This window comes from Kosakonia pseudosacchari (assembly GCF_015167415.1).
Classification (GTDB): domain Bacteria; phylum Pseudomonadota; class Gammaproteobacteria; order Enterobacterales; family Enterobacteriaceae; genus Kosakonia; species Kosakonia pseudosacchari.
This window is the reverse complement of record NZ_CP063425.1, coordinates 843,901-855,208: the sequence shown is the minus strand read 5'-3', so window position 1 is coordinate 855,208 and position 11,308 is coordinate 843,901. Positions and strand designations below refer to the sequence as shown.

Genomic DNA, 11,308 nt, shown 5'->3' with positions numbered 1-11,308 from the left:
ACACTCGATGTGTGGTTTAAAAAGAGAAAGAGTTGACCTATATTAGCGCAACGCACTTATTTGGTTACAGGTCGTTAACTTCCATGAAAGACATAGATACACTCATCAGCAACAACGCACTATGGTCAAAAATGCTGGTAGAGGAAGATCCTGGATTCTTCGAAACACTGGCGCAAGCACAGAAGCCGCGCTTTCTCTGGATTGGATGCTCCGACTCACGCGTACCCGCCGAACGCCTCACCGGCCTCGAACCGGGTGAACTGTTTGTCCACCGTAACGTTGCCAACCTGGTCATTCACACCGACCTGAACTGCCTCTCGGTCGTCCAGTACGCGGTGGATGTGCTGGAAGTTGAGCACATCATCATTTGCGGTCACTACGGCTGCGGCGGTGTGCAGGCGGCGGTTGAAAACCCGGAACTGGGCTTGATCAACAACTGGCTGCTGCATATTCGCGATATCTGGTTTAAACATAGCTCGCTGTTAGGCGAAATGCCGCCGGAACGCCGTCTCGATACCCTGTGTGAACTGAACGTGATGGAGCAGGTGTATAACCTAGGCCACTCGACAATCATGCAGTCCGCGTGGAAACGTGGTCAGAACGTGACGATCCATGGCTGGGCCTACGGTATTCATGATGGCTTGCTGCGCGATCTGGACGTGACCGCCACTAACCGCGAAACGCTGGAACAGCGCTATCGCCAGGGCGTTTCCAATCTGAGCCAGAAGCATATCAACCACAAATAACAAGCGGGGCCATCGGCCCCGTTTTTTTATTCGTCCAGCATCACCACTTTGCCAACATACGGCAGATGACGGTAGCGCTGAGCGTAGTCAATTCCGTAACCCACCACGAACTCGTCCGGGATAGCAAAACCGACGAATTCGACCGGCACATCCACTTCACGACGCGACGGTTTATCCAGCAGGGTACAAATCGCCAGCGATTTTGGCTCGCGCAGACGCAGGATCTCGCGCACTTTCGACAGCGTATTACCCGAATCGATAATGTCTTCGACAATCAGCACGTCTTTACCACGAATATCCTCATCGAGATCTTTGAGGATTTTCACATCACGCGTGGTGGACATGCCGCTGCCGTAGCTGGAGGCGGTCATAAAGTCGACTTCATGCGACACCTGCACTTCACGGCACAGGTCAGCCATAAACATAAACGAACCGCGCAGCAGCCCAACCAGCACCATTTCGCTGCCGCTATCTTTATAACGCTCAGTGATTTGACGACCCAGCTCAGCGATACGCGCTTTGATCTCCGCTTCCGGGATCATCACTTCAACAGTGTGTTTCATTTTACTAACCATATGATTTAAAGAGTAAATCACTCAATACCGGCGCTTAAACCAGTGATTGAAACGCAAGATGCGCAGTATACCAGCAAAAAGATTATTGCGGGTTATTCCGCGACAAAGCTCATTTTGTGATGACGGTCACACTTGTTAACTCCTATAATTACTTGCTATCAAAATATTAACAAATCAACGGATGTGTTTTATGGCGGAAACAAAAACTCAACAGTCGCGGCTACTTATTACGCTGACGACGCTCTTTGCAGCCTTCTGCGGGCTGTATCTTTTACTTGGTGGAGTCTGGCTCGTTAGCATTGGCGGTTCCTGGTACTACCCCATCGCCGGTCTGGTCATGCTCGGCGTGACATGGCTATTGTGGAAAGGGAAGCGCACCGCGCTGTGGCTGTATGCCGCCCTGCTGCTGGCAACCATGATTTGGGGCGTGTGGGAAGTCGGTTTCGACTTCTGGGCGCTGACGCCGCGTTGCGATATCCTCGTCTTCTTCGGTATCTGGCTGATCCTGCCTTTCGTCTGGCGTCGTCTGATTGTGCCGTCCAGCGGCGCAGTGGCGGCACTGGTCGTGGCGTTGCTGATTAGCGGCGGTATTCTCACCTGGGCGGGTTTCAACGATCCGCAAGAAGTTCACGGTACCCTGAGCGCCGATGCCACACCGGCCGCGCCGATTTCACAGGTAGCCGATGGTGACTGGCCAGCTTATGGGCGTAACCAGGAAGGCCAGCGCTACTCGCCGCTGAAACAGATCAATGCCGATAACGTGAAAAACCTGAAGGAAGCCTGGGTATTCCGCACCGGCGACCTGAAAATGCCAAACGATCCCGGTGAAATCACCAACGAAGTGACGCCAATTAAAGTGGGCGACACGCTGTTCCTGTGTACCGCGCACCAGCGTTTGTTTGCGATTGATGCGGCAACCGGTAAAGAGAAGTGGCATTTCGATCCACAACTCAACACCAATCCGTCGTTCCAGCATGTGACCTGCCGCGGTGTTTCGTATCATGAAGCCCGTGCCGATAACGCCAGCCCGGATGTGGTCGCGGATTGTCCGCGCCGCATTATTCTGCCGGTGAACGATGGCCGTCTGTTTGCGCTGAATGCGGATAACGGTAAGCTGTGCGAAACCTTTGCCAACAAAGGTATTCTGAATCTGCAAACCAATATGCCGGACACCACACCGGGTCTGTATGAGCCGACGTCTCCGCCAATCATCACTGATAAAACCATCGTGATTGCCGGTTCGGTAACGGATAACTTCTCGACCCGTGAAACCTCTGGTGTTATCCGTGGTTTCGATGTGAACACCGGTAAGCTGTTGTGGGCCTTCGATCCGGGCGCGAAAGATCCGAACGCTATCCCATCGGATGAACACTCTTTCACCTTTAACTCACCGAACTCGTGGGCACCTGCGGCTTATGACGCGAAACTGGATTTAGTCTATCTGCCGATGGGCGTGACCACTCCGGATATCTGGGGCGGCAACCGCACACCGGAGCAGGAGCGCTATGCCAGCTCGATCGTCGCGCTGAATGCCACTACCGGTAAGCTCGCCTGGAGTTACCAGACCGTACACCACGATCTGTGGGATATGGATATGCCGTCCCAGCCGACGCTGGCGGACATCACCGTGAATGGCAAAACCGTACCGGTTATCTACGCGCCAGCGAAAACCGGCAACATTTTCGTCCTCGATCGCACTAACGGTAAGCTGGTGGTTCCGGCACCGGAAAAACCGGTTCCTCAGGGCGCGGCAAAAGGCGATTACGTAGCCAAAACGCAGCCCTTCTCCGACCTGAGTTTCCGTCCGAAGAAAGATCTGAGCGGCGCGGATATGTGGGGCGCCACCATGTTTGACCAACTGGTGTGCCGCGTGATGTTCCACCAGTTGCGCTATGAAGGTATCTTTACGCCGCCATCTGAGCAGGGCACGCTGGTGTTCCCGGGGAACCTGGGGATGTTCGAATGGGGCGGTATCTCCGTTGATCCAAACCGTCAGGTGGCGATTGCCAACCCAATGGCGCTGCCGTTTGTATCAAAACTGATCCCGCGCGGCCCAGGCAACCCGATGGAGCCGCCGAAAGATGCGAAAGGCACCGGTTCGGAATCCGGTATTCAGCCGCAGTATGGCGTACCGTTTGGTGTGACGCTGAACCCGTTCCTCTCGCCGTTCGGCCTGCCGTGTAAACAACCGGCCTGGGGCTACATTTCCGCCCTGGATCTGAAAACCAACCAGGTGGTGTGGAAAAAACGTATTGGTACACCGCAAGACAGCATGCCGTTCCCGATGCCGGTCCCGGTGCCGTTCAATATGGGGATGCCGATGCTTGGTGGCCCAATCTCCACCGCCGGTAATGTGCTGTTTATCGCCGCGACCGCAGATAACTACCTGCGCGCTTATAACATGAGCAACGGTGAGAAACTGTGGCAGGGCCGTTTGCCGGCCGGTGGCCAGGCAACGCCGATGACTTATGAAGTGAATGGCAAGCAGTACGTGGTCATTTCCGCAGGCGGTCACGGTTCGTTCGGTACCAAAATGGGCGACTACATTGTCGCTTACGCGCTGCCGGATGACGCCAAATAATGCGCTTTCTCCCTGAGCGGGAGCGGTAAATATTACTGGCTATAAAAAATCCCCTCTGCCATCTGGCACGAGGGGATTTCTTTTTTCGGCCACAAACCACCGCATAAAGCGGAGCGTTAAGCGCTACACCGTAAACCCTAGCATCATCCCGGTATCTTCATGTTCCAGCAGATGACAGTGCGCCATATACGCAAATTCTTTCGGCGCGTCATGCTGGAAACGCACCAGCACTTCGCTGCGTGCGCCATATACTTCAACCGTATCTTTCCAGCCTGCGCGATGCGCCGCTGGCGGTTTGCCATTTTCCGACAAAATGCGGAACTGTGTGCCGTGAATATGGAACGGGTGCAACATCATGTCGCCCTCGCCAGAAATCACCCAGCGCTCATACTGTCCTTTCTGCGCGGCAAATTGCGGCGTCGTCATATCAAAGGCTTTGCCGTTGATGCGGTTGGCGTTATGGAAATCAAAACCGTTGCCACCGTGATTCATTTGGCCGTGATTCATCTGCATGTTGCCGTGCTGCATCTGGCCGTTACCCATTTGCATATTGCCCATGTCGCCATGGTGCATCTGGTTTTGATCCATATGCATCCCGCCCATCTGCCCATGATCCATCATTCCGGCCATCGCGCTATCGCCATACTTCTGCTGTAGCGCCTGCATGCCCATCATGTCGAGCATCGGATCCATCGACAGCTGCAAAGTGCGCTGGGTTAATCCTGCAAGCGCGGGTAAAGCCGGCAGCGTCGCCAGCGTATCCGGTAACGTGCCGGAAGCCGTCACCTGTAGTGGCTGGATGCGCAGTACCGGTTGCGGCTGGTCAAACGGCGCAACGGTCATTCCCATCTGCTGAACCGGTAAGGTCAGCAGATCAAACGGCTTACCATTGCTGGTATCAACCAATACTTCAAAGCGCTCGCCCATCAGCACCGGTAACTCGCTCACTTTCACCGGCTCCGCAAGCAAACCACCATCGCTGGCTACCACATATAGTGGGCGTTGATCGCTGGTGGCAAACTTCAGCGAGCGCGCATTGCAGCCGTTCAACAAACGCAAACGCAGCCAGCCGCGCGGGGCGGAATGTTGCGGATAAATGGCACCGTTGGTGAGCAGCGTATCGCCAAACCAGCCAACGGCTGCGCTCATCACATCCAGTTGGTAGTCAATCTGCCCGTTGGCAGTGAATTTTTTGTCCTGCACAATGACCGGCACATCATCAATGCCCCACTGTTGCGGCAGACGCAATTTACGGCTGTTGTCATCCTCAATCAGCACCAGACCCGCGAGCCCCATCGCAACTTGTCGACCGGTTTTGCCGTGTTGATGCGGATGGAACCAGCATGTCGCCGCCTGCTGTGTCGGGGTAAACGTTACGGTTCGGCTACCGCCCGCTTTAATGATGCCTTGCGGCCCGCCATCGACCTCGCCCGGCACCTCAACGCCGTGCCAGTGTACGGTGGTCTCTTCGGCCAGCGTATTGCGGATCTCAACGGTCACCTCACGCCCCTGGCGGAGCTGAAGCGCCGGGCCTAACAGCGCACCGTTGTATCCCCAGGTGGCAGCACGTTTATTGCCGAATAGGGTTTCCCCCGCCTGCACCGTTAACGTGATACGGTTTTGCGCGTCGGCGGTGAGCAGTGGCGGGATGGGCAATGCGGGGCGCTCAGCGGCGAACAGTGAACGGCTCCACAGCGGCAGCGCGCTCATCACCCCCAGCGCGGCGGAATATTTTAAGAAATCTCGACGTTGCATGGGCATTTCCTTATCGATTGCAGGTCATCTTTTGAGCTTAAACCCTCCCCCTGCCGGAAGGTCAAGAAAAGAGGCAATAATAAATATCGTCGCCATATCCGGACTGTGCTAACGTTTAAATTCCGTTACGCCGTGGTAGAAATAATGAAGACGTTTTTCAGAACAATTGTCCTGGGCAGCCTGCTGGCTGTCTCCGCTAACAGTTATGCCCTGAGTGAATCCGAAGCTGAAGACATGGCCGATCTCACGGCGGTGTTTGTATTTCTGAAAAACGACTGCGGTTATAACAACTTACCGAATGGGCAGATCCGCCGCGCACTGGTTTTTTTCGCCCAGCAAAATCAGTGGGATCTCAGCAACTATGACACGTGGGACATGAAATCGCTTGGCGAAGAGAGTTATCGCGATCTCAGCGGTATCGGCATTCCGACCGCGAAAAAATGTAAAGCCCTCGCCCGCGACTCCCTGAGCCTGCTCGCCTACGTCAAATAACGGTGAACTTTTGACCGTGCATCGCTAAGCAGAGTTAGCTATGATGTTGCGCCCGTTTTTCGCGGGTGTTAACAAAGGAGCTACCGATGGCCGATAACAACGTATGGCAAGAGACGCTGCACGACCATTTTGGTCAATACTTTGCCGTTGATAAGGTGCTGTATCACGAAAAGACCGATCATCAGGATCTGATTATTTTCGAGAACGCCGCTTTTGGCCGCGTTATGGCGCTGGATGGCGTGGTGCAAACCACCGAACGTGACGAGTTTATCTATCACGAAATGATGACCCATGTTCCGCTGCTGGCGCACGGCCACGCGAAACATGTACTGATCATCGGCGGCGGCGACGGCGCGATGCTGCGCGAAGTCACCCGCCATAAAAATATTGAAACCATCACCATGGTAGAAATCGACGCTGGCGTCGTCTCTTTCTGCCGCCAGTATCTGCCAAAGCACAATGCAGGTGCCTATGACGATCCGCGTTTTACGCTGGTGATAGACGACGGCGTTAATTTTGTGACTCACACTGACCAGACGTTTGACGTGATTATCTCGGACTGTACCGATCCGATCGGGCCAGGTGAGAGCCTGTTCACCTCTGCGTTTTATGAAGGTTGCAAACGCTGCCTGAACCCTGGCGGGATCTTCGTCGCGCAAAACGGCGTCAGCTTCTTACAGCAAGATGAAGCGGTCGACAGCTACCGCAAGCTCGGCCACTATTTCAGCGATGTCGGCTTCTATCAGGCGGCGGTACCAACCTATTACGGCGGCATTATGACGTTCGCCTGGGCCACGGATAACGAGGCACTGCGCCATCTCTCAACCGAGATTATTGCTGCCCGTTTCCACAGTGCCCGTCTCACCTGCCGCTACTACAACCCGGCGATTCATACGGCAGCCTTTGCCCTGCCGCAATATTTACATGATGCACTGGCTGCACAGTAACACTAAGGGGGTGATAAAAATTGAAAAAGCTTAAACTACATGGCTTTAACAACCTGACCAAAAGCCTGAGTTTTTGTATCTACGACATCTGCTACGCCAAAACCGCAGAAGAGCGTGACGGCTATATTGCCTACATTGATGAACTCTATAACGCCAATCGTTTGACGGAGATCCTCACGGAAACCTGCAACATCATTGGCGCGAATATTTTGAACATTGCCCGCCAGGATTACGAGCCGCAAGGTGCAAGCGTAACCATCCTGGTGAGCGAAGAGCCCGTCGACCCGCAGCTTATCGACAAAACCGAGCATCCCGGCCCGCTGCCGGAAGCGGTCGTCGCGCATCTGGATAAAAGCCATATCTGCGTGCACACCTACCCGGAAAGCCACCCGGAAGGCGGCTTGTGTACTTTCCGCGCGGACATTGAAGTCTCAACCTGCGGCGTGATTTCACCGCTGAAAGCGCTGAATTACCTGATCCACCAGCTCGAATCCGATATTGTCACCGTCGATTACCGCGTGCGCGGCTTTACCCGCGATATCAACGGCATGAAACACTTTATCGATCATGAGATTAATTCGATTCAGAACTTCATGTCAGATGACATGAAATCGCTGTATGACATGGTGGACGTTAACGTGTATCAGGAAAATATCTTCCATACCAAGATGTTGCTTAAAGAGTTCGACCTGAAACACTACATGTTCCATACCAAACCGGAAGATTTGACGCCGCAAGAACGTAAAGAGATCACGGAAGCGTTGTGGAAAGAGATGCGCGAGATCTACTACGGCCGTAACATTCCGGCCGTGTAACGCACCTGGGGCGCAAGGACGCGCCCTGATTAACGCTGCTGGAGAAATTGCCGGTAGGCCGCCACCACCTGAAGAAAATCCTCGACGCCGCACAGCGACAGGCTCTCTTCGTCGTAGTAACTCATCCCCTCTTCCATTTCATCGCCGGAAAATTCCAGCTGGTTCGCGCGAATCATCACCTCTTCGCCATCCAGCCACAGCGTATATTCATGACCCGCGCGCTGCCAGGAACGCTCACTGCCTTTCACCGTTTTCGCCGCCTGCTCCACTTCATCGAGCAGCGCCAGGTTCTCTTTTACTTCTTCATTGAACCAGTGGCCCACCACTTCGTGGCCCATCGACATGCGCACCTTTACCACTCCGGTGATATCACGCAAAAATTCGTAATCCATAATCGCTTCCTCATGCAGGCAAATCGCCGCCTATGCAGTAATTATCGCAGCACAATACAAGAAAAAAAGCGCAGCGGCCGGAAGCGAGGAAAAATAACCGCCTGGGCGAAGAGAAAGTAGGCGCGGGATGCGTTTCAGTGACGGGAATAAAAACAAGCGGGCAAAAAAAAGCCACCCCGCAGGGTGGCCTTCGTTATCAGACGGCTGTCTGGAAAATCACGCCATCCGCTTTTTCGGTGTACTGGTTCAACTGGTCAAAGTTGAGGTAACGGTACGTATCAACAGCGGTTTTATCCACCTGCGCCATAAAGTTGAGATACTCTTCCGGCGTTGGCAGTTTACCGATCAGCGCCGACACCGCCGCCAGCTCCGCAGAAGCCAGGTAGACGTTCGCACCCGTACCTAAACGGTTCGGGAAGTTACGGGTTGAGGTGGATACCACCGTCGCGCCGTCCGCGACACGCGCCTGGTTACCCATGCACAGCGAGCAACCCGGGATCTCGATACGCGCCCCGCTCTTACCAAACACGCTGTAGTAGCCCTCTTCAGTCAACTGTGCCGCATCCATACGAGTCGGCGGCGCCACCCACAGGCGGGTCGGCAACTGACCTTTATGGCTGTCCAGCAGTTTACCGGCAGCGCGGAAGTGACCGATGTTGGTCATGCAGGAACCGATGAACACTTCGTCGATGTTAGCACCCTGCACGTCAGAGAGCAGACGCGCGTCGTCCGGATCGTTCGGCGCACAGAGGATCGGCTCTTTGATTTCCGCCAGATCGATATCGATCACCGCCGCGTATTCCGCGTCGGCATCCGCTTCCAGCAGTTGCGGATCGGCCAGCCATTTCTCCATGCCCTGGATACGGCGCTCCAGCGTACGGCGATCACCGTAGCCTTCAGCGATCATCCACTTCAGCAGCACGATGTTGGAGTTCAGATACTCGATAATCGGCTCTTTGTTCAGCTTGATGGTACAACCGGCAGCGGAACGCTCTGCAGAGGCATCGGTCAGCTCAAACGCCTGCTCAACTTTCAGATCCGGCAGACCTTCGATCTCCAGAATGCGGCCGGAGAAGATGTTTTTCTTACCTTTCTTCTCAACGGTCAGCAGACCCTGTTTGATGGCATACAGCGGGATCGCATGCACCAGATCGCGCAGCGTAATACCCGGCTGCATTTTGCCTTTGAAGCGCACCAGCACAGATTCCGGCATATCCAGCGGCATCACGCCGGTCGCAGCGGCAAACGCCACCAGACCAGAACCTGCCGGGAAGGAGATACCAATCGGGAAACGGGTATGTGAATCACCACCGGTACCAACGGTATCCGGCAGCAGCATACGGTTCAGCCACGAGTGGATAACGCCGTCGCCCGGACGCAGGGAAACGCCGCCACGGTTCATAATGAAGTCCGGCAGCGTGTGATGCGTGGTGACGTCAACCGGTTTCGGATACGCCGCCGTGTGACAGAAAGACTGCATCACCAGATCGGAAGAGAATCCCAGGCACGCCAGGTCTTTCAGTTCATCACGCGTCATCGGCCCAGTGGTGTCCTGAGAACCCACAGAGGTCATTTTCGGTTCGCAGTAAGCGCCAGGGCGGACACCGGCCACACCGCAGGCACGGCCAACCATTTTTTGCGCCAGCGAATAACCGCGGTTGCTTTCCGCCACATCTTTCGCCTGACGGAAAACATCGCTGTGCGGCAGGCCCAGCGCTTCACGCGCTTTGGTGGTCAAGCCACGACCGATAATCAGCGGAATACGGCCACCAGCGCGCACTTCGTCAATCAGCACTTCGGTTTTCAGCTCGAAGCTCGCCAGCAGCTCACCGGTTTCGTGGTTACGCACTTCGCCTTTGAACGGGTAAACGTCAATCACGTCGCCCATGTTCAGGCTGCTAACATCCACTTCGATCGGCAGCGCGCCGGCGTCTTCCATGGTGTTAAAGAAAATCGGCGCGATTTTGCCACCAAGCACCAGGCCACCACCGCGTTTGTTCGGCACAAACGGAATGTCGTCGCCCATAAACCACAGCACCGAGTTGGTGGCGGATTTACGCGAAGAACCGGTACCGACAACGTCGCCCACATAGGCCAGCGGGAAACCTTTTTTCGCAAGCTGCTCGATCTGTTTGATCGGCCCCACGCTACCTGGCTGATCCGGCTCAATGCCTTCACGGGCGTTTTTCAGCATCGCCAGCGCGTGCAGCGGGATATCCGGACGCGACCAGGCATCCGGCGCCGGGGAAAGATCATCGGTGTTGGTTTCACCGGTTACTTTGAAAACGGTAACGGTGATTTTTTCTGCCAGCGCCGGGCGGCTCAGGAACCATTCGGCATCGGCCCAGGACTGCATCACCTGTTTGGCGTAGGCGTTGCCCGCTTTCGCTTTCTCTTCCACGTCGTAGAAGTTATCGAACATCAGCAGCGTGTGGGACAGGGCTTTGGCGGCGATCGGCGCGAGCTTTTCGCTGTCCAGCGCGTCAATCAGCGGGTGAATGTTGTAGCCGCCCTGCATGGTGCCCAGCAGTTCGATCGCTTTTTCAGGGGTAACCAGTGGGGAGGTGGCATCGCCTTTGGCGATAGCGGCAAGGAAACCCGCTTTTACATAGGCTGCTTCATCGACGCCCGGTGGGACACGGTTAGCCAGCAGGTCAATCAGAAATTCTTCTTCGCCAGCAGGCGGGTTCTTCAGCAGCTCGACAAGCCCTGCCATTTGGGTTGCATCTAATGGTTTTGGCGCAATCCCCTCAGCGGCACGTTCAGCTACGTGCTTACGGTATTCTTCTAGCACGACGGTTCTCCTCGCTCTCATTGTCATAATGCGGCAGGCGTTTCTCTTCACGCTCCTGTGAGACAGCAGTTTGTAGGGTAAATCCGCGAACCGCGTCGGGCAGCATAGCAGGATTTTCAGGGGGTGTTAATCTGTTTACAAAAAAGCAACATTAAATACTTGCTGAATCGTTAAGGACGGAATAAAGCAGGCGGGAGAAGGTTTTAACGAC

At 54.9% G+C, this 11,308-nt stretch carries 9 protein-coding genes; 5 read left to right on the top strand and 4 right to left on the bottom strand.

The features are described 5' to 3' along the window. The first annotated feature begins 83 nt into the window (after positions 1 to 83). Positions 84 to 746, top strand: coding sequence for a carbonate dehydratase (gene can / locus IP581_RS03925; protein ID WP_086870576.1), 663 nt, complete (start codon positions 84 to 86; stop codon positions 744 to 746). A gap of 26 nt (positions 747 to 772) precedes the next feature. Here can and hpt read toward each other — a convergent pair whose 3' ends face one another. Next, positions 773 to 1,309, bottom strand: coding sequence for a hypoxanthine phosphoribosyltransferase (gene hpt / locus IP581_RS03920; protein ID WP_017457963.1), 537 nt, complete (start codon positions 1,307 to 1,309; stop codon positions 773 to 775). 202 nt (positions 1,310 to 1,511) lie between these two features. Here hpt and IP581_RS03915 point away from each other — a divergent pair, with 202 nt between their 5' ends. After that, positions 1,512 to 3,902: a glucose/quinate/shikimate family membrane-bound PQQ-dependent dehydrogenase gene (locus tag IP581_RS03915; RefSeq protein ID WP_193821803.1), complete on the top strand. Its 2,391-nt coding sequence runs from the start codon at positions 1,512 to 1,514 to the stop codon at positions 3,900 to 3,902. A 123-nt stretch (positions 3,903 to 4,025) separates the two neighbouring features. Here IP581_RS03915 and cueO read toward each other — a convergent pair whose 3' ends face one another. Next, positions 4,026 to 5,657 (bottom strand): multicopper oxidase CueO, encoded by a 1,632-nt coding sequence (cueO, locus tag IP581_RS03910; RefSeq protein WP_193821802.1) that lies wholly within the window; start codon positions 5,655 to 5,657, stop codon positions 4,026 to 4,028. A gap of 144 nt (positions 5,658 to 5,801) precedes the next feature. On the opposite strand from cueO, the gene IP581_RS03905 reads away from it, so the two are divergent. The 3 genes from IP581_RS03905 (at position 5,802) to speD (ending at position 7,911) form a co-directional block, all read left to right on the top strand. After that, a complete protein-coding gene (locus IP581_RS03905) occupies positions 5,802 to 6,149 on the top strand; it encodes a YacC family pilotin-like protein (RefSeq protein WP_020456577.1) in 348 nt (115 codons plus the stop codon). Positions 6,150 to 6,235: 86 nt separating this feature from the next. Next, positions 6,236 to 7,096, top strand: coding sequence for a polyamine aminopropyltransferase (gene speE, locus IP581_RS03900; RefSeq protein ID WP_086870569.1), 861 nt, complete (start codon positions 6,236 to 6,238; stop codon positions 7,094 to 7,096). Positions 7,097 to 7,116: 20 nt separating this feature from the next. After that, positions 7,117 to 7,911 (top strand): adenosylmethionine decarboxylase, encoded by a 795-nt coding sequence (speD, locus tag IP581_RS03895; protein WP_065369286.1) that lies wholly within the window; start codon positions 7,117 to 7,119, stop codon positions 7,909 to 7,911. 29 nt (positions 7,912 to 7,940) lie between these two features. Here speD and yacL read toward each other — a convergent pair whose 3' ends face one another. After that, a complete protein-coding gene (gene yacL / locus IP581_RS03890) occupies positions 7,941 to 8,303 on the bottom strand; it encodes a protein YacL (protein ID WP_017457957.1) in 363 nt (120 codons plus the stop codon). 196 nt (positions 8,304 to 8,499) lie between these two features. Then, positions 8,500 to 11,097 (bottom strand): bifunctional aconitate hydratase 2/2-methylisocitrate dehydratase, encoded by a 2,598-nt coding sequence (gene acnB, locus IP581_RS03885; RefSeq protein WP_193821801.1) that lies wholly within the window; start codon positions 11,095 to 11,097, stop codon positions 8,500 to 8,502. Between the last annotated feature and the right edge of the window lie 211 nt (positions 11,098 to 11,308).

Bases quoted from the DNA above. Each gene is read 5' to 3' on its own strand.
- can (WP_086870576.1), top strand. From the start codon at position 84: ATGAAAGACATAGATACACTCATCAGCAACAACGCACTATGGTCAAAA.
- hpt (WP_017457963.1), bottom strand. From the start codon at position 1,309: ATGAAACACACTGTTGAAGTGATGATCCCGGAAGCGGAGATCAAAGCG.
- IP581_RS03915 (WP_193821803.1), top strand. From the start codon at position 1,512: ATGGCGGAAACAAAAACTCAACAGTCGCGGCTACTTATTACGCTGACG.
- cueO (WP_193821802.1), bottom strand. From the start codon at position 5,657: ATGCAACGTCGAGATTTCTTAAAATATTCCGCCGCGCTGGGGGTGATG.
- IP581_RS03905 (WP_020456577.1), top strand. From the start codon at position 5,802: ATGAAGACGTTTTTCAGAACAATTGTCCTGGGCAGCCTGCTGGCTGTC.
- speE (WP_086870569.1), top strand. From the start codon at position 6,236: ATGGCCGATAACAACGTATGGCAAGAGACGCTGCACGACCATTTTGGT.
- yacL (WP_017457957.1), bottom strand. From the start codon at position 8,303: ATGGATTACGAATTTTTGCGTGATATCACCGGAGTGGTAAAGGTGCGC.